The sequence below is a fragment of the Streptomyces sp. P9-2 genome (assembly GCF_051903975.1).
Classification (GTDB): domain Bacteria; phylum Actinomycetota; class Actinomycetes; order Streptomycetales; family Streptomycetaceae; genus Streptomyces; species Streptomyces cellulosae.
This window is the reverse complement of the sequence record NZ_CP192633.1, coordinates 3,549,535-3,567,258: the sequence shown is the minus strand read 5'-3', so window position 1 is coordinate 3,567,258 and position 17,724 is coordinate 3,549,535. Positions and strand designations below refer to the sequence as shown.

At 74.0% G+C, this 17,724-nt stretch carries 13 protein-coding genes and 1 riboswitch; of the genes, 7 read left to right on the top strand and 6 right to left on the bottom strand.

Going from position 1 to position 17,724, the window contains the following annotated elements; translation table 11 throughout:
* Nucleotides 1–6 precede the first annotated feature (6 nt).
* Complete coding sequence (locus ACQY0Z_RS16295; protein ID WP_439812456.1) at nucleotides 7–1,323, top strand: hypothetical protein; 1,317 nt, start codon at nucleotides 7–9, stop codon at nucleotides 1,321–1,323.
* A 29-nt stretch (nucleotides 1,324–1,352) separates the two neighbouring features.
* Here ACQY0Z_RS16295 and ACQY0Z_RS16290 read toward each other — a convergent pair whose 3' ends face one another.
* The 3 genes from ACQY0Z_RS16290 to ACQY0Z_RS16280 all read right to left on the bottom strand — a co-directional run bounded on the left by ACQY0Z_RS16290 (nucleotide 1,353) and on the right by ACQY0Z_RS16280 (nucleotide 4,454).
* Nucleotides 1,353–2,156 carry an enoyl-CoA hydratase/isomerase family protein gene (locus ACQY0Z_RS16290; protein WP_028960728.1) on the bottom strand — a complete coding sequence of 268 codons (804 nt, stop codon included), beginning with the start codon at nucleotides 2,154–2,156 and terminating at the stop codon, nucleotides 1,353–1,355.
* Between the two features lie 106 nt (nucleotides 2,157–2,262).
* Nucleotides 2,263–2,484, bottom strand: coding sequence for a helix-turn-helix domain-containing protein (locus ACQY0Z_RS16285; protein ID WP_006132657.1), 222 nt, complete (start codon nucleotides 2,482–2,484; stop codon nucleotides 2,263–2,265).
* Nucleotides 2,485–2,855: 371 nt separating this feature from the next.
* The gene (locus ACQY0Z_RS16280; RefSeq protein WP_189899655.1) at nucleotides 2,856–4,454 is read right to left on the bottom strand and encodes an ABC-F family ATP-binding cassette domain-containing protein; all 1,599 of its coding nucleotides are present in this window, start codon (nucleotides 4,452–4,454) and stop codon (nucleotides 2,856–2,858) included.
* A gap of 214 nt (nucleotides 4,455–4,668) precedes the next feature.
* On the opposite strand from ACQY0Z_RS16280, the gene ACQY0Z_RS16275 reads away from it, so the two are divergent.
* Entirely contained in the window at nucleotides 4,669–5,067 is a 399-nt protein-coding gene (locus tag ACQY0Z_RS16275) for a VOC family protein (protein ID WP_439812455.1), read from the top strand.
* Nucleotides 5,068–5,148: 81 nt separating this feature from the next.
* Here the strand turns inward: ACQY0Z_RS16275 and ACQY0Z_RS16270 are convergent, their stop codons facing one another.
* The 3 genes from ACQY0Z_RS16270 to ACQY0Z_RS16260 form a co-directional block, all read right to left on the bottom strand.
* Entirely contained in the window at nucleotides 5,149–6,423 is a 1,275-nt protein-coding gene (locus tag ACQY0Z_RS16270) for a hypothetical protein (protein ID WP_254588714.1), read from the bottom strand.
* A gap of 352 nt (nucleotides 6,424–6,775) precedes the next feature.
* Nucleotides 6,776–7,903, bottom strand: coding sequence for an alpha/beta hydrolase (locus tag ACQY0Z_RS16265; protein WP_254588715.1), 1,128 nt, complete (start codon nucleotides 7,901–7,903; stop codon nucleotides 6,776–6,778).
* An 819-nt stretch (nucleotides 7,904–8,722) separates the two neighbouring features.
* The gene (locus ACQY0Z_RS16260; protein ID WP_254587594.1) at nucleotides 8,723–9,454 is read right to left on the bottom strand and encodes a class II aldolase/adducin family protein; all 732 of its coding nucleotides are present in this window, start codon (nucleotides 9,452–9,454) and stop codon (nucleotides 8,723–8,725) included.
* Nucleotides 9,455–9,609: 155 nt separating this feature from the next.
* On the opposite strand from ACQY0Z_RS16260, the gene ACQY0Z_RS16255 reads away from it, so the two are divergent.
* From ACQY0Z_RS16255 to cobN, 5 genes are all read left to right on the top strand, one after another.
* A complete protein-coding gene (locus ACQY0Z_RS16255; protein WP_189899645.1) occupies nucleotides 9,610–10,869 on the top strand; it encodes an inorganic phosphate transporter in 1,260 nt (419 codons plus the stop codon).
* A 28-nt stretch (nucleotides 10,870–10,897) separates the two neighbouring features.
* The gene (locus ACQY0Z_RS16250; protein ID WP_189899643.1) at nucleotides 10,898–11,119 is read left to right on the top strand and encodes a hypothetical protein; all 222 of its coding nucleotides are present in this window, start codon (nucleotides 10,898–10,900) and stop codon (nucleotides 11,117–11,119) included.
* A 183-nt stretch (nucleotides 11,120–11,302) separates the two neighbouring features.
* A riboswitch (cobalamin riboswitch) is annotated at nucleotides 11,303–11,443 on the top strand.
* 119 nt (nucleotides 11,444–11,562) lie between these two features.
* Nucleotides 11,563–12,504 carry a cobalamin biosynthesis protein gene (locus tag ACQY0Z_RS16245; protein WP_189899641.1) on the top strand — a complete coding sequence of 314 codons (942 nt, stop codon included), beginning with the start codon at nucleotides 11,563–11,565 and terminating at the stop codon, nucleotides 12,502–12,504.
* Nucleotides 12,501–14,012, top strand: a complete 1,512-nt coding sequence (locus ACQY0Z_RS16240) for a cobyric acid synthase (RefSeq protein ID WP_254587595.1) — start codon at nucleotides 12,501–12,503, stop codon at nucleotides 14,010–14,012. Before ACQY0Z_RS16245 ends, ACQY0Z_RS16240 begins: the two co-directional genes overlap by 4 nt.
* Complete coding sequence (gene cobN, locus ACQY0Z_RS16235) at nucleotides 14,009–17,674, top strand: cobaltochelatase subunit CobN (protein WP_189899638.1); 3,666 nt, start codon at nucleotides 14,009–14,011, stop codon at nucleotides 17,672–17,674. The genes ACQY0Z_RS16240 and cobN overlap by 4 nt, the downstream gene beginning before the upstream one ends.
* The last annotated feature ends 50 nt before the right edge of the window (nucleotides 17,675–17,724 follow it).

The following is a 17,724-nucleotide window of genomic DNA, read 5'->3' as shown; positions in this document are numbered from 1 at the left end:
GGAGGAATGACGGCGGACCGATGGACGCGGATGGTGCGGCAACAGGTGCGGCTGGGCAGATTCCTGCCGCTGGGCGGGCCGTACGACGGCGCGTGGATCGCGGAACGGGCGGCGAGAGGGGCGCTGCGCGCGGCGGCGGAACGGGAGGTGCCGGAGGTACGCCTGGACGGGGTCCGGCTCGGCCTCGCAGACCTCGACACGGCCGTCGAGCCGGCGGTCCCTGCCCCGCCGAGCGCCCTCCCCCCGGGCCCGCTGCGACTCACGGCGGAGTTCGCGACGACGGCGGCGTGGCCCCTGCCGGAGACGGCGTCTCGACTGCGGACGGCGTTGGCGGTGGCCGCGACGGAACGGGTGGGGCTGGACGTGGTGGAGGTGGACCTCCGGGTCACGGAGCTGCTCGACGAGGAGCCGGGGGCGGGCCGGGGCGGGGCGGCGGAACCGCCGGAGGGTGCGGACGGGGCCGGGGGCGCGCGGACGCCCGGGGGTTCGGACGGGTCCGGGACGGCGGACACGCCCGAGGCCGCGGACAGCGCCGGGGGCGCGCGGACGCCCAAGGGTGCCGACGAGACCGGGGCGGCGGACACGCCCGAGGCCGCGGACAGCGCCGGGGGCGCGCGGACGCCCGGGGGTTCGGACGGGTCCGGGACGGCGGACACGCCCGAGGCCGCGGACAGCGCCGGGGGCGCGCGGACGCCCAAGGGTGCCGACGAGACCGGGGCGGCGGACACGCCCAAGGGTGCCGACGAGACCGGGGCGGCGGACACGCCCAAGGATGCGGACCGGACCCGGGGCGCGCGGACGCCCGGGGGTGCGGACGGGTCCGGGGCGGCGGACACGCCCGAGGGTGCCGACGAGGCCGGGGCGGCGGACGAGTCCGGGAGTGAGGGCAGGCCCGGAGCCGCGGGAACGCCCGGGGTCGTGGGCGCGGCCGGAGCCGCGGACGCTCCCGAGGGCGCGGGCGCGCCTGACGCGGGGCGGGTGGCCGGTGCCTCCGGCGGTGCGGGCGCGCGGGACACCGCACAGGCTTTCGGCAGTGGTGCCGCGGTTGACCGTGGTGCCGGGCCGGAAGGCGAGCGGGTCGCCGACGTGGTGTTGGGGGTGCCAGGGGTGAGCCGCCTGACCGGGGTGTGGGGGCGGGGGGTGCGGCTCGGCGAGCGGGCGTCGGCGGCCGGGGACGCTCTTCCCCGGCGGCACGCGCGCGTGGATCTCGCCGTCGCGGCCGGCTTCCGGCCGCTGGAGGTCGCCCGTGCCGTGCGGGCGGCCGTGGCGGAGGCGTCGGCGGACCGGCCGACGGTGGCCGTCCTGGTCACCGACCTGGACTGACCCGCCGTCGGCCGGTCACGGCCACCGGACTACTCGCCGAGCCCGGCCAGGTCCCGCAGGCGACGCGCCTGGGCCGCCCGCTCGGCGCCCCGCTGCTCGTCGTAGGTGCGCCCCTGCGCGCCCCGCAGCAGCGCCTTCGTCTCGATGACGGCGTCGCGCGGCGCGGCCAGCAGCGCCGCCGCGAGGTCCTGCACCGCGCCGTCGAGTTCGGCGCCGGGCACGGCGAGATTGGCGAGGCCGATGTTCACCGACTCCTCGGCCGTGACGAAACGGCCCGTCGCGCAGATCTCCAGCGCGCGGGCGTAGCCGACAAGGCCGACGAGGGGGTGCGTGCCGGTCAGGTCGGGCACCAGGCCGAGGCTGGTCTCACGCATGGCGAACTGCACGTCGTCCGCGACGACGCGCAGGTCACAGGCGAGGGCCAGTTGGAACCCGGCCCCGATGGCGTGTCCCTGCACGGCGGCGATGGACACGATGTCGTTGCGCCGCCACCAGGTGAACGCGTCCTGGTAGCCGGCGATGGCGGCGTCCAGCGCGGCGTCGTCACTGCGCGCCAGGTCGATGAAAGACGGCTCACCCGGGATTCCCTCGGGCGAGAGCATCTGCCGGTCGAGCCCGGCGGAGAACGACTTGCCCTCCCCGCGCAGCACCACGACCCGAACGGAGCCGGGCAGCAGCTGACCGGCCTCGGTCAGCGCCCGCCACAGAGCGGGGCTCTGCGCGTTGCGCTTGGCCGGGTTGGTCAGCGTCACCGTGGCGATCGCGTCGTCGACGGTGAGCCGTACGCCGTCCTTGTCGAGAACCGGACCGAGGTCCTGGGGGGACGAAGCCATGGGGCGCCTCCGATGGGTGCGGTCGTCTAAGTGACTGCACAGTAACCACCCGGCCGGTCGGACGGCCGACCGGGTGGCCACCATCGGGTCTGCGAGCCCCCGGGGATCAGGCCGACGGGGACTTCTTGCCCCGTGTCGCCCCGCCACGCCCTCGGAGCGTGACGCCCGACTCGCTCAGCATGCGGTGCACGAACCCGTAACTGCGGCCGGTCTCCTCGGCCAACGCACGGATGCTCGCACCGGCGTCGTACTTCTTCTTCAGGTCTGCCGCGAGCTTGTCGCGCGCGGCGCCGGTCACCCGGCTGCCCTTCTTCAGAGTCTCGGCCACCCGTGCCTCCTCATGGGAAGTGCGCTCTGGTCTCCTCATGATCACCCCTCCCGGGCCCGATGGCCACCCATTCGGCAAGGTCGATAAGACAACCTTGTGACGACGGGAGCGTGTCCCCACATCCGGAATGAGGAATTCCAAGCGGCTCCGACGCGACCGCCGAACGGGTTTCTCCAGGAATTCGCAGGTCAGAAAGACGCGACGGCCGAACCTTCGTTCCGAGAGGGTCCGGCCGCGAAATCCGTGTAGGACACACCTCAGGATGAGGAGATCTCACACGATTGATGGATCACCGATGGGCCGAATGATCCATACACAGTGGATCACGCATTCGATCAAACTCCGCTGACCCCGCCACAGGGGTTTTCGGATCAGGCGAGCGCGACCAGATCCGCGTAGTCGGAGCCCCACAGGTCCTCGACGCCGTCCGGCAGCAGAATGATCCGCTCCGGCTGGAGCGCCTCGACGGCGCCCTCGTCGTGGGTGACGAGGACGACCGCGCCCTTGTAGGTGCGCAGCGCGCCGAGGATCTCCTCACGGCTGGCCGGGTCGAGGTTGTTGGTGGGCTCGTCGAGCAGCAGCACGTTCGCCGAGGAGACGACGAGGGTCGCCAGCGCGAGACGGGTCTTCTCACCGCCGGAGAGGACCCCGGCCGGCTTGTCGACGTCGTCGCCGGAGAAGAGGAACGAGCCGAGCACCTTGCGGACCTCCACGAGGTCCAGATCGGGCGCGGCCGAGCGCATGTTCTCCAGGACCGTGCGGTCCGGGTCGAGGGTCTCGTGCTCCTGCGCGTAGTAGCCGAGCTTGAGGCCGTGACCGGGGACGACGGCGCCCGTGTCGGGCTGCTCGACGCCCGCGAGGAGCCGCAGCAGGGTGGTCTTGCCGGCGCCGTTCAGCCCGAGGATGACCACCCGGGAGCCCTTGTCGATCGCCAGGTCGACGTCGGTGAAGATCTCCAGCGAGCCGTACGACTTCGACAGGCCTTCCGCCATCAGCGGGGTCTTGCCGCAGGGCGCTGGCTCGGGGAAGCGCAGCTTGGCGACCTTGTCGGACTGGCGCGCCTCCTCCAGACCGGCGAGCAGCTTCTCCGCGCGGCGGGCCATGTTCTGCGCGGCCACCGTCTTGGTCGCCTTGGCGCGCATCTTGTCGGCCTGGGCGTTCAGCGCGGCGGCCTTCTTCTCGGCGTTCTGCCGCTCGCGGCGGCGGCGCTTCTCGTCGGCCTCGCGCTGCTGCTGGTAGAGCTTCCAGCCCATGTTGTAGACGTCGATCGTGGCGCGGTTGGCGTCCAGGTAGAACACCTTGTTGACGACCGTCTCGACCAGGTCGACGTCGTGGGAGATCACGATGAAGCCGCCGCGGTAGGTCTTCAGGTAGTCGCGCAGCCAGACGATGGAGTCGGCGTCGAGGTGGTTCGTCGGCTCGTCGAGGAGCAGGGTGTCCGCGTCGGAGAACAGGATGCGGGCGAGCTCCACGCGGCGGCGCTGACCGCCGGAGAGGGTGTGCAGCGGCTGGCCGAGCACCCGGTCGGGGAGGTTCAGCGCGGCGGCGATCGTGGCGGCCTCGGCCTCGGCGGCGTACCCGCCCTTGGTCAGGAACTCCGTCTCCTGGCGCTCGTACTGCTTCAGCGCCTTCTCGCGGGTGGCGCCCTGGCCGTTGGCGATGCGCTGCTCGTTCTCGCGCATCTTGCGGATCAGTACGTCGAGACCGCGGGCGGAGAGGATGCGGTCGCGGGCGAGGACGTCGAGGTCGCCGGTGCGGGGGTCCTGGGGCAGGTAGCCGACCTCGCCGGAGCGGGTGACCGTGCCGGCGGCGGGCATGCCCTGGCCGGCGAGGACCTTGGTGAGCGTGGTCTTTCCCGCGCCGTTGCGGCCGACCAGGCCGATGCGGTCGCCCTTGGCGACGCGGAAAGTGGCGCTTTCGATGAGGACACGGGCACCGGCGCGCAGCTCGATGCCGGAGGCGGAGATCACGGACAGACTCCAGGGCAGGTGTGGAGGGCGGTGGGCGGCTGAGGGCGTTCCCGCCGTCTAATGCGCGAGGAGAATGGCCATGCGAGCCATTCTAACGGGGCGGGGCAAGGGGTTTTCCGCGCGCGGACTGCTGTCTGTGGTTGTCGGTGGCGGGTGTCACACTGACCTGTGACGAGACATATCGGTGCGCTTCGGACACGAGGAAGTGATCGTCATGGCGGGTGCGAGCGTCGTCCCGACGCTGCTGTACGCGGACGCGAAGGCGGCGATCCGTCAGCTGACGGAGGGGCTCGGCTTCACGGAGGTGTCGGTGTACGAGGGGGAGGACGGCACGGTGGAGCACGCGGAACTGGCCCACGGGAACGGGGTGGTGATGCTGGGGTCCAAGGGGCGTGGGGGTGTGTTCGACAAGGCGATGGAGGGGGCGGGGCCGGCGGGGGTGTACGTCGTCGTGGACGACGTGGACGCGCATCATCGGCGGGCGGTGGAGCAGGGGGTGGAGGTGCTGATGCCTCCGGCGGATCAGGCGTATGGGTCGCGGGACTATATGGTCCGGGATCTGGAGGGCAACGTGTGGAGCTTCGGTACGTATGCGCCGGAGGTGGGGGGCTGATTGCGCGGTGGCCGTTGCGGCACCTGGGTACCGCGCCTCAGCTACCGCGTCCCGCGGGGGTGCCGCACCGTGCCCCCGTCCTCAGCCCCCCTTGTGGACCTGGAACGCCGCCCTTCGGACCGCCTTCGCGAAGGCCGGGTCCGGGTGGGCTGCTGCCAGGGCTACCAGGACCTGGACCGTGCGGGGGTGCCCCACCGCGCGGATCTCGGCCAGGAGGGCCGGCACCGTCGGCTGGACCGCCGTCTCCAGGTGACGCAGCAGCAGCGGCGCCTCCCCGTGGTCCGCGACCGCCGCGGCCGTGTCGACCCACAGCCACGTCGCCTCCTCCCGCGTCAGCACCTCGTGCGCGTCCTCGGGGTCCACCCCGTCGTGCTCGGCGAGCCACAGCAGGGCGTAAGGACGCAGCGCGGGCTCGTCGAGGGCGGCGCGTACCTCCGGCTCGGCGGGGGCTCCGACCACCCGGAGCGCCTCGAAGGCGAGCCCCCGCAGCAGCGCGTCCTCCCCGCGCGCGGCGGCGATCAGCTCGGTGACGGCGCTGCCGACGGGCCGGGCGGCGAGCCAGGCGCGGTACTCGGCGCGGGCCGCGGCCGGACGGAGCCGCGCGCACCCGCGCAGCATGTCCTCCGCGCCCTGCTCGATGTTGCCGGCCGGGCTCTGCGCGGCGACGCAGATCTGCTCGAGCTTGACCCACACCGCCCAGCTGCCGAGCGGTGTGAGGGTGGCCTGGCCGTCGCCGTAGGTGAGCGCGCCGACGGAGGCGAGGGCGCGCAGCGCCCAGTCGAGGAGCGGCTGGAGCGGGGCGTCCGCGGAGGGCGCGGGGCGCGGCTCCGGGGCGACGGCGGGCGCGTGGGGCGCGTCGGGCCGCGGCCCGTAGTCCACCTCGCAGCGCTCCGTGCGCAGTTCGGTGACCCGCTGCTCCAGCAGGTCGAGCAGCTGGGGCACGGGCACCGGCCCGGCGGAGAGCTGGAGGAAGGACAGCACCTGCGGCATGGCCGTCACGGCCTCGGCGACGGCGGAGGGCTCGTAGTCCTCGGGCTCGGGGCAGGCCAGCGACCAGGCGTCGCAGAGGGCGACCCAGCCGCGCAGCACGGCGCTGTCGTCGCGGTCCCAGGCGCGCAGCCGCCAGCCGGGGCGGGCGCTGTCGCCGTGCACCTCGATGAGGCCGGCCAGCCGGGCGGTGTCCCAGTCGGCACGGACCTGATCGACGGTCAGGCCGAGGGCCTCGGCGGCCCGGCGGGCGGTCACGTCGGACAGGGTGGCCTTGCCGTCGGCGGTGGCGCTGTCGCCGCCGGGGCCGAGGGCGCGGTCGGCCCAGCGGGCCACGCGGGCGGCCGCGGCAAGGACGGAGCGAGCCATTCCGGCCAGCTCGGCCGGTGCGGGCGTGCCCTCCGGAGGGCGTGGCGCGGGGCGGCGCACACGCCGCTGCTCGATCGCTGCGGGGGCGGCGGCCAGGGGTCGCGGGCGGACGAGTCGAAGCCTGGAGTCGCGCGGGATACGGGACGTCACGGGTGCAGTCTTCCGGTTGACGGTCCGAAAACCCAAACGGAATGCCGCGGGGCGCCTCGGCGACCGTCGTCGTACCGGCCCGGACGGTGCCGGAGGGACCTGATCAAGCCAATGGCCCGGCCGTAAACGGAATCCGTCGCACCGCCCGCCGCGGCACCCCTCGGGAGGGCCCGCCGCAATGGCGTCCACGCGCCGCGCCGGCTCACATCAGCGGGACGAGGAACCTCCGCAGCGACTCCTCGTACGTGGCGGGGTCGGCGTTCCACATCGCGGCGTGCGGGGCGCCCCTGACGGTCTGCAGGGTGACGGTGTTGGGGTGGGCGGCGGCGAGGCGGCGGGAGAACCGCCAGGGGGCCACCGTGTCGTCGGGGCCGTGGAAGATCTGCGTGGGGACCGCGATGCCGTCCAGGCGCACCGCGCCGGGCCGGTGGTCGCCGTAGAGGCCGGTGCGGCCCTGGGCGGCGCGGACGGCGAGCGGCAGGAGCACGCCGGGGGTGCGGCGGGCGCCGGCGAGGGCGCGCAGGGTGGACTCCCAGTCGAGCACCGGGGAGTCCAGGAGCAGCCCGGCGACGTGTTCGCGCAGTTCGGAGCGGGCGGCGGCGCGCAGCGCCATGGTCGCGCCGGTGGAGAAGCCGTACAGCACCACCTTGCGGGCGCCGGAGTCGACCGCGTGCCGCAGTACGGCGTCGAGGTCGCGCCACTCGGTCTCGCCGAGGTGGTTGAGCCCGTCCGGGGAGCGGGGCGCCTCCGGGTCGCCCCGGTAGGCGGGGACGAGCACCGGGAACTGGTTGCGGTGCAGGGCGTCGAGCACGTTGAGGACGTGTTCGCGGGTGGTGCCGAGGCCGTGCACGGCGATCACCCAGGTGTCCCGGGCTCCGGGCACGAACCACACGGGCAGCGGCCCGAGTTCGCCCGGCACGTCCAGGACGGTGTGGTCGACGCCGAGCGCGGTGGCCGGGTCGCCGACGTGGACGTTCGGGGCGAAACGGGCCCGGTCGCCGGGTTCGGGCGTCCCGTAGGTGACGCGTTCGAGGCGGCGTACGACGGTGTCGGCGGAGTGAGCCGTACCGGCCAGAACGGGTCCCACGACCGCGTGGAAGCGCTCGCCGACGAGTCCGTAGCGGCCGGGCCGCAGGGCGGCGAGGTCACGCGTGAGGGTGACCTGGCCCGCGGCGGTGGCGTGGACGGTGAGCCCGGGCTCGGTGGGCAGGGGCCGGCCCGAGGGAACCCTCAGGGCGGCGTCGCTGGCGAACCGGCCGGCGGCCACCGCGGCGGCGCCGGCCCCTATCACGGCGGTGACGGCTGCTGCCGTCGCAGTCACAGTGCGCACGCCTCCCAGTGTCGACTCCGGACGCGGACCCGGCCAGTGGGCGCGAGGCCCGGGTCCGCCCGGGTGCGGTCGGCCTCCGGCCACGTCAGCGGTCGGGGCCGGGGTGCGTCACCCGGTCCGACGGTGGGGTTCCCGGCGAGGCGGACATGACACCCGCGGGACGGCCCTCGGCCGACGGAGAGACGGCCCGGGGCCGGGGTCCCCGGGTGCGGTCGGCCTCCGGCCACGTGAGCGCTCACCCGCGTGAGCGGTCGGCCGAGTGAGCGGTCGGCCGAGTGCATCACCCGGGCCCGGTGGCGTTCCCGAGGCGGACATGACACCCGTGGGCGGACGGCCCTCGGCCGACGGAGAGACGGCCCGGGGCCGGGGTCCCCGGGTGCGGTCGGCCTCCGGCCAGGTGAGCGCTCACCCGCGTGAGCGGTCGGCCGGGTGAGCGGTCGGCCGAGTGCATCACCCGGGCCCGGTGGCGTTCCCGAGGCGGACATGACACCCGTGGGCGGACGGCCCTCGGTCGACGGAGCCTCCTCGCTGTCCGAGACGCCAGGCCGCCGGCCGGACGGGAAAGCGGGCGTCCGAGGCGGCACGCGGAGCCGCCCGAGTACAGACGCCCTACGACGCTCCACCGGTCGGTGCGGCTCTCTCCCGACGGGCCGAGCGGCCTGGCAGGGTCGCCCGGGCGGTGTCCCGCACCCGCCACACCACCAGCACCGCCACCCGCAGCGCGACCCCGCCCACCCCACTCCCCGGCCGGCGGGCAGCCCCGCCCGGACACCCCGGGCCCCAGGGCGTTCCCCTACCGGCCGCCAGGCCGACACCCCCTCACCCCCGCTGCCCGTACCCCCGCAACCGCTCCCCCGCCTCCGCGAGCTGTTCCGGGCTGAGCAGGGCCGGGGTCAGGCCCGGGACCGAGGAGGCCGTGAGCCAGACGCGGCACATCCACTCCAGCTGGGCCGTGCGGTCGTACGCCTGGGCGAGGCCGGCGCCGTACGTGAGGGTGCCGTGGTTGCGCATCAGACAGCCGGTGCGGCCTTCGAGGGCGTGGAGGGTGTTCTCGGCCAGTTCCGGGGTGCCGTAGGTGGCGTAGCGGGCCACGCGGACGGGGCCGCCGAGGGCCGCGGTCATGTAGTGGATCGCCGGAAGTTCGTCGACGAGCGTGGAGACGGCGGTGGCGTGCACGGCGTGCGTGTGGACGACGGCGCGCGCGTCGGTGGCGCGGTAGACGGCCAGGTGGAGGGGCAGTTCGCTGGTCGGGACCAGCGTGCCGAGCACCTGCCGGCCCGTGAGGTCCACGCCCGTCACGTCGTCCGGGGTGAGCCGGTCGTAGGGGACGCCCGTGGGGGTCACGAGGACGGTGTTCCCGACCCGTACGGAGACGTTGCCCGAGGTGCCGACGACGAGGCCGTCGGCGACGGTCCTGCGGGCCGTCCCGACCAGCTCCGACCAGGCCTCCGCCACCCCTTCGCCGGGCCCCGGAGAGCCCTCACCGCGCGTGCCCGGGACGCCACGCAGAGCGCCCTCCGCTTCCTGTCCTGTCCCGTACTGTTCGGCCATGTGGAGATCCTGCCAGGAGCCCAGGCCGCCTGGGCCGGACGGCGGAGCGCACACCCCCTCTTACGGTCACCCCGATGCCCGTTCCAGTTCATCTTCCGTTCACCCTGGTTACCTACGTTCGACCAGCCAATGACCTCGAACGATTGCCTGGGTAAATGGAAAGCTTCTCGCTGATCCTCGCGATTGTGGTGGTAACCGCACTCGCGTTCGATTTCACGAACGGTTTCCACGACACCGCGAACGCGATGGCAACGACCATTTCGACCGGTGCGCTCAAGCCCAAGGTCGCGGTGGCCATGTCCGCCGTGCTGAACCTTGTCGGCGCATTCCTTTCGGTGGAGGTCGCCAACACGATCTCCAAAGGCCTCGTCGACGAGGCCGGCATCCGTCCCGAGGTCATCTTCGCCGCGTTGGTCGGCGCGATCCTCTGGAACCTCCTCACCTGGCTGGTCGGCCTGCCGTCCAGCTCGTCGCACGCCCTCATGGGCGGTCTGATCGGCGCCACGGTCGCCTCCGCCGGCTTCGGCGCGGTCCACGGCGACGTGCTGGTCACCAAGGTCCTGCTCCCCGCGATCGCCGCCCCGCTGGTGGCCGGCATCGCCGCGATGTTCGCGACCCGGCTCACGTACCGCATGGGCCGCGGCGCCGACACCAAGGCCTCCGAGAAGGGCTACCGCGCCGGGCAGATCGCCTCGGCCGGCCTGGTCTCCCTGGCCCACGGCACCAACGACGCGCAGAAGACGATGGGCATCATCACCCTCGCCCTGGTCGCCGGCGGCGCCGTAGCCCCCGACTCCGACCCGCCGATGTGGGTCATCCTCTCCGCGGGTCTCGCCATCGCCCTCGGCACCTACCTGGGCGGCTGGCGCATCATCCGCACCATGGGCAAGGGCCTGACCGACCTCCAGCCGCAGCAGGGCTTCGCCGCCCAGACCAGCGCCGCGACGGTCATCCTGGCCTCCTCGCACCTGGGCTTCTCCCTCTCCACGACGCACTCCGTGTCCGGTTCCGTCATGGGCGCGGGCCTCGGCCGCAAGGGCGGCGTGGTCCGCTGGTCCACGGCCACCCGGATGTTCGTCGCCTGGGGCCTGACCCTGCCGGCCGCCGCGCTGGTCGCGGCGATCGCCGAGTGGGTGTGCGGCTTCGGCAGCTGGGGCACCGCCGTCGTGGCCGTCTTCCTGGTCGCCTCCAGCGCGGCCATCTGGAAGATCTCCCGGCGCGAGGTCGTCGACCACACCAACGTCAACGACCACGACACCCCCGAGGCCGCCTCCGAGGAGCCCGCCGGTGTGGTCACCCAGGCGATCGCCGCCGTGACCCCGCCCCCGGCCGGCCCCTCCGAGGAACTGTCGGCCACCATCCCGGCCCCGGCCACCGCCGACCCGCAGGCCCCGTCGGCCGCCTCGACCGTCTGACCGCGTCCGGCACGAAGGAAGTAGCAGCATGAAGATCGACTGGGCGGCCCTCGGCTCCGTGTTCGGCGTCAGCCTCGTGGTCACCGTGGCCCTGGTGGCCCTGTTCACCCTCGGCATCTCGGGTCTGTCCCGCCGCGAGCGGGCGTCCGCCGAGGGCCGGTCCGCGGCCCTCGCGGTCACCGGCGCCTACGCCTGCTTCGCCACCTGCGCGGCGGCCGTGGGCTACGGCATCTACCTGATCATGGCCTGACCGACGGGCCGCACGCGTGAGCGGGCGGGACGGGAGCAGCGGCTCCCGTCCCGCCCGTCGCCGTGTCCCCGCCCGTGCCGGACGTGCGCGCGCGTCCACGGGCCGCTCACGGCGTTCACCCACGTGAGCCCCTCTGTGGGCCTCGGCACACTTCAGCCCCGCAGGTCAAAGGCAAGTTGACGGCCCTTCCAGGGGCATGGTGGACTGCCTCCGCCAATACGGCGGCAGGAGAGGAAGCCGGTGCGAATCCGGCGCGGTCCCGCCACTGTCACCGGGGTGCGAACCCCGGGAGCCAGGAACTCTCGCCGCCGGTCTCGTCGAACCAGGGCGCGGACACCCTGAGTGAGGACATATCGCCATGCGCGGCAGCCTGCCGAGGTCGACCAGCGACACCCCACCCCCCTTCGGGGCCGTACCCTCCGGATCCGTCACCGGCTGAACCCATGGGTGCCGATCGCGTGTTCGCGTACGGCGCCGCCGCCGGCCTCCTCGGCGACCTGCTGCTCGGCGATCCCCGCCGCGGTCACCCGGTCGCCGCTTTCGGGCGGGCCGCGGCTGCCGTGGAGCGGGTGCTGTGGCGGGACGACCGTGGCCGCGGGGCCGTGCACACCGCCGTGTGCGTCGGCGGCGCCGTCACGCTCGCCGGCCTGGCCGCCCGCGCCGTACGCCGTTCCCCCGCCGCCTCCGTCGCCCTGACCGGCGTCGCCACCTGGGCCGTCGTCGGCGGGACCTCGCTGGCCCGGGAGGCGCGCGCCGTCGGGCGGGCGCTCCAGGACGGGGACGTCGAGGCCGCCCGCGCGCGGCTGCCGCACCTGTGCGGCCGTGACCCGCAGGCGCTGGACGCCGACGGAATCGCCCGCGCCGTGGTGGAGTCCGTCGCCGAGAACACCTCCGACGCCGTGGTGGGCGCCCTGGTGTGGGGCGCGGTCGCCGGGGTGCCGGGCCTGGTGGGCTTCCGGGCCGTCAACACCCTGGACGCGATGGTGGGTCACAGGTCGCCCCGGTACCTCCGCTACGGCTGGGCGTCCGCCCGGCTCGACGACGTCGCCGGCTGGCCGGGCGCGCGCCTGACGGCCGTCCTCGCCGCGCTCACCGGTCCCGACCGGCGCGGGGCGGTACGGGCCTGGCGCGCGGACGCGGCGAAGCACCCCAGCCCCAACGCCGGTCCCGTGGAGGCGTCCTTCGCGGGCGCGCTCGGCGTGCGGCTCGGCGGAACCCTCTCCTACGGCGGGCGGGTCGAGCACCGGCCCGTCCTCAACGGCGGCGGACGCCCCGTCGCCGTCACCGACATCGACCGGGCGGTGCGCCTGTCGCGGCGCGTCGGCTGGCTGGCGCTGGCGGCCGGGGTGGCCGCGCGGCGCGTGCTGAAGGGACGTGCCCAGTGAGCGGTCGCGGACTGCTGGTCGCCGGGACCACCTCGGACGCAGGCAAGAGCGTGGTCACCGCCGGAATCTGCCGGTGGCTGGTGCGCCAGGGGGTGAGGGTCGCGCCGTTCAAGGCGCAGAACATGTCGCTGAACTCGTTCGTCACCCGCGAGGGCGCCGAGATCGGCCGCGCGCAGGCCATGCAGGCGCAGGCGTGCCGGGTGGAGCCGACGGCGCTGATGAACCCGGTGCTGCTGAAGCCGGGCGGCGACCGGTCCAGCCAGGTGGTGCTGATGGGCCGCCCGGTCGGCGAGATGAGCGCCCGCGGCTACCACGGCGGCCGCCAGGAGAAGCTTCTCGGCACGGTCCTGGGCTGCCTGGAGCAGCTGCGCGCCGCGTACGACGCGGTGATCTGCGAGGGCGCCGGAAGCCCCGCCGAGATCAACCTGCGCCGCACCGACATCGTGAACATGGGGATCGCGCGGGGCGCCCGGCTGCCCGTGCTGGTCGTCGGGGACATCGACCGGGGCGGCGTCTTCGCCTCCTTCTTCGGCACGGTCGCCCTGCTCTCCCCCGAGGACCAGCAGCTGGTCGCCGGGTTCCTGGTGAACAAGTTCCGCGGGGACGTCTCCCTGCTGGAGCCGGGCCTGGAGATGCTGCACGGCCTCACCGGGCGGCGCACCTACGGCGTGCTGCCGTTCCGGCACGGGCTCGGCATCGACGAGGAGGACGGGCTGCGCGTCTCCCTGCGCGGCGCCGTGCGGGAGTCCGAGGTGGCCGCGCCGGCCGGCGAGGAGGTGCTGCGGGTCGCGGTGTGCGCGGTGCCGCTGATGTCCAACTTCACCGACGTCGACGCGCTGGCCGCCGAACCGGGCGTCGTGGTGCGGTTCGTGGACCGGCCGGACGAACTCGCCGATGCCGACCTGGTGGTGGTGCCCGGCACCCGCGGCACCGTGAAGGCGCTGCGCTGGCTGCGCGAGCGGGGTCTCGCGGACGCGCTGGTGCGGCGGGCCGCCGAGGGCCGGCCGGTGCTGGGCATCTGCGGCGGCTTCCAGCTGCTCGGCGAGCACATCGAGGACGACGTGGAGAGCCGCGCGGGACATGTGGACGGGCTCGGCGTGCTGCCCGTCCGGGTGCGGTTCGCCCGCGAGAAGACCCTGGCCCGCCCCGTCGGCGAGGCCCTCGGCGAGCGCGTCGAGGGCTACGAGATCCACCACGGGATCGCCGACGTCAACGGCGGAGACGCCTTCCTGGACGGCTGCCGGGTCGGCGGCACGTGGGGCACGCACTGGCACGGGGCGCTGGAGTCGGACGGGTTCCGGCGGGCGTTCCTGCGCGCGGTCGCCGAGCGCGCGGGACGCCGTTTCGTGCCGGCCCCCGACACCTCCTTCGCCGCGCTGCGCGAGGAGCAGCTCGACCGGCTCGGCGACCTGATCGAACAGCACGCGGACACGGACGCGCTGTGGCGGCTCATCGAGTCCGGCGCGCCACGAGGACTGCCCTTCATTCCACCGGGAGCGCCCGCATGAGCACTGTGTTGTTGTTGTCGACCGCCGACACGGACCTGCTGGCGGCCCGGGCCTCCGGCGCCGGCTACCGCATCGGCAACCCCACCCGCGTCGACGTCGCGGAGGAACTGCCCGCGCTGCTCGACGGCGCCGACCTGGCCGTGGTGCGGCTGCTCGGCGGCAAGCGCGCCTGGGAGGACGGCCTGGCCGCGCTGAAGGCGTCCGGCGTCCCCACGGTGCTGCTCGGCGGGGAGAGCGTGCCGGACGCGGAGCTGATGGCCGAGTCGAGCGTCCCGGCGGGCGTGGTGGCCGAGGCGCTGCGCTACCTCGTCGAGGGCGGCCCGGAGAACCTCGCCGAGCTGGCGCGCTTCCTGTCGGACACCGTGCTGCTGACCGGCGAGGGCTTCGAACAGCCCCGCAGGATGCCGGAGTTCGGCGTGCACGGCTCAAGGGTCGAGCAGCCGGGACGCCCGACCGTCGGGGTGCTCTTCTACCGCGCCCACGAACTCAGCGGCAACACCGCGTTCGTGGACACCCTGTGCGACGCGATCGAGGCACGCGGCGCCAACGCGCTTCCCGTGTACTGCGGTTCCCTGCGCGGCGCCGACCCGGAGCTGTACGCGCTGCTGGGCCGGGCGGACGCGCTGGTCGCCACCGTGCTCGCGGCCGGCGGCAGCCACGCCTCGCAGGCGTCGGCGGGCGGCGAGGAGGAGGCCTGGGACGTCGGCGCGCTCGCCGAGCTGAACGTCCCCGTGCTGCAAGGCCTGTGCCTCACCACCTCACGGGCCGCCTGGGAGGAGTCCGACGCGGCCCTCTCCCCCATGGACGCGGCCATGCAGGTCGCCATCCCCGAGTTCGACGGCCGGCTGATCACCGTGCCGTTCTCCTTCAAGGAGCAGGGCCAGGACGACGTGCCGGTGTACGTCGCCGACCCCGAGCGCGCCGCGCGGGTCGCCGGGATCGCCGTACGGCACGCTGCTCTGCGGCACAAGCCGAACGCCGAGAAGAAGCTGGCGCTGGTCTTCACCGCCTACCCGACAAAGCACTCGCGCGTCGGCAACGCGGTCGGCCTGGACACGCCCGCGTCGGCGGTGCGCGTACTCGACGCGCTCAGGGACGCCGGGTACGCCGTCGAGGGGCATCCGTCCGAGGGCGACGAGCTGATCCACCGGCTGATCGAGGCGGGCGGGCACGACGTCGAGTGGCTGACGGAGGACCAGCTGGCCGCCGCCCCCGCACGGGTGCCGCTGGCCGACTACCGGGCGTGGTTCGAGAAACTCGACCCCGAACTGCGGGACGCGATGACCGAGGCGTGGGGCGAGCCGCCGGGCTCCCTGTACGTCGACGGGGACGACATCGTGCTGGCGTCGCTGCGGTTCGGGAACGTCGTCGTGATGATCCAGCCGCCGCGTGGCTTCGGCGAGAACCCCATCGCGATCTACCACGACCCCGACATGCCGCCCTCGCACCACTACCTGGCCGCCTACCGCTGGCTGGAGGCCGCACCGTCGGAGGGGGGCTTCGGCGCCGACGCGGTCGTCCACATGGGCAAGCACGGCACGATGGAGTGGCTGCCCGGCAAGGGCCTCGGGCTGAGCGCGGGCTGCGCCCCGGACGCGGTGCTGGGCGACCTGCCGCTGGTGTACCCGTTCATCGTGAACGACCCCGGCGAGGGCACCCAGGCCAAGCGGCGCGGCCACGCCACGGTCGTCGACCACCTGGTGCCGCCGATGGCCCGCGCCGACACCTACGGCGACCTCGCCAAGCTGGAGCAGCTGCTCGACGAGTACGCGCTGGTCAGCGACCTGGACCCGGCGAAGGCCCCGGCGGTGCGGGCGCAGATCTGGACGCTGGTGAAGGCCGCCGAGCTGCACCACGACCTGCATGTCGACGACCAGCCGGACGACGACGCGTTCGACGAGTTCGTGATGCACATCGACGGCTATCTGTGCGAGATCAAGGACGTGCAGATCCGCGACGGTCTGCACATCCTGGGCGGCGGCCCGGTAGGTGAGCCGCGCGTGAACCTGGTGCTGGCGGTGCTGCGCGCCTCCCAGGTGTGGGGCGGGCGGGCGAACGCCCTGCCGGGCCTGCGGGCCTGCCTCGCCGCGCACTTCGGGCTGGTGGAGAAGGAGCTGCTGGCCGAGCCCGGCGCCCCGGTGAAGGCGCCGGTGGAGCTGACGGACCTGGCCGACGGCCCCTCCCGCACGGCCGCCGACGCGATCGACCTCCTGGAGCAGCTGTGCCGGCGGCTCGCGGAGGGCATGGAGGAACGCGGCTGGGCGGCGGACGCGGTGCCGGGCCTGGTGCGGGACGTGCTGGGCACCGAACTCCCGGACGCGGTAGCCGTGTTGCGGTTCGCGTGCGACGAGGTCGTACCCCGGCTGGAACGGACGACGGACGAGATCGGGCACATCCTGCGCGCGCTGGACGGCGGGTACGTCCCGGCGGGCCCGTCGGGATCGCCGACGCGCGGACTGGTCAACGTCCTTCCGACCGGCCGCAACTTCTACTCTGTCGACCCCAAGGCGATTCCCTCGCGCCTGAGTTGGGAGGTCGGGCAGTCGCTTGCGGACTCGCTGGTGCAGCGGTATCTGCAGGACACGGGCGCCTACCCGACGTCCGTCGGCCTGACGGTGTGGGGCACGTCGGCGATGCGCACCCAGGGCGACGACATCGCCGAGATCCTGGCGCTGCTGGGCTGCCGCCCGGTGTGGGACGACGCGTCCCGGCGCGTGACCGGCTTCGAGGTCGTCCCCCTGGAGGAGCTGGGCCGGCCCCGCATCGACGTCACGGTCCGCATCTCCGGCTTCTTCCGGGACGCGTTCCCGCACGTCGTGGGGCTGATCGACGACGCGGTACGGGCGGTGGCCGAGCTGGACGAGCCCGCGTCGCAGAACTTCGTCAAGGCGCACGCCGACGAGGACACCGCCGAGCACGGCGACCGCCGGCGGGCCACCGCGCGCATCTTCGGCTCCAAGCCGGGGGCGTACGGGGCGGGGCTGCTGCCGCTGATCGACGCCCGGAACTGGCGCTCCGACGCGGACCTCGCCGAGGTGTACGCGGTCTGGGGCGGCTACGCCTACGGCCGCGGGCTCGACGGGCGCGCGGCGCGCGGCGACATGGAGACGGCGTTCCGGCGGATCGCGGTGGCGGCGAAGAACGTGGACACGAGAGAGCACGATCTCGTCGACGCGGACGACTACTTCCAGTACCACGGCGGCATGGTCGCCATGGTCCGGCACCTGACGGGGGCCTCCCCCGAGGCGTACGTCGGTGACTCGGCGACCCCGGACCAGGTGAAGACGCGCACGCTGGGCGAGGAGACGCACCGGGTGTTCCGGGCGCGGGTGGTGAACCCGCGCTGGATGGCGGCGATGCGCCGGCACGGCTACAAGGGCGCCTTCGAGATGGCGGCCACCGTGGACTACCTGTTCGGCTACGACGCCACGGCCGGGGTCGTGGACGACTGGATGTACGAGAAGCTCAGCGCGGAGTACGTGTTCTCGCCGGAGAACCGGGACTTCATGAAGAAGTCCAACCCGTGGGCGCTGCGCGGCATCACGGAACGGCTCCTGGAGGCGGCGGACCGGGGGCTGTGGGCGGAGCCGGACCAGGAGACCCTGGACCGGCTCCGGGCGACCTACCTCGAGCTTGAGGGAGATCTGGAGGGAGACGGGTGATCTCCCGGGAATTCCCCGCAGGTGCGGGGAGCACGCTCTGCGTCAGATCG

Excerpts from the sequence above, each read along its gene's own strand:
- ACQY0Z_RS16250 (WP_189899643.1), top strand. The coding sequence starts at position 10,898 with ATGAAGATCGACTGGGCGGCCCTCGGCTCCGTGTTCGGCGTCAGCCTC.
- ACQY0Z_RS16275 (WP_439812455.1), top strand. The coding sequence starts at position 4,669 with ATGGCGGGTGCGAGCGTCGTCCCGACGCTGCTGTACGCGGACGCGAAG.
- cobN (WP_189899638.1), top strand. The coding sequence starts at position 14,009 with ATGAGCACTGTGTTGTTGTTGTCGACCGCCGACACGGACCTGCTGGCG.
- ACQY0Z_RS16255 (WP_189899645.1), top strand. The coding sequence starts at position 9,610 with ATGGAAAGCTTCTCGCTGATCCTCGCGATTGTGGTGGTAACCGCACTC.
- ACQY0Z_RS16290 (WP_028960728.1), bottom strand. The coding sequence starts at position 2,156 with ATGGCTTCGTCCCCCCAGGACCTCGGTCCGGTTCTCGACAAGGACGGC.
- ACQY0Z_RS16295 (WP_439812456.1), top strand. The coding sequence starts at position 7 with ATGACGGCGGACCGATGGACGCGGATGGTGCGGCAACAGGTGCGGCTG.
- ACQY0Z_RS16260 (WP_254587594.1), bottom strand. The coding sequence starts at position 9,454 with ATGGCCGAACAGTACGGGACAGGACAGGAAGCGGAGGGCGCTCTGCGT.
- ACQY0Z_RS16270 (WP_254588714.1), bottom strand. The coding sequence starts at position 6,423 with ATGGCTCGCTCCGTCCTTGCCGCGGCCGCCCGCGTGGCCCGCTGGGCC.
- ACQY0Z_RS16245 (WP_189899641.1), top strand. The coding sequence starts at position 11,563 with ATGGGTGCCGATCGCGTGTTCGCGTACGGCGCCGCCGCCGGCCTCCTC.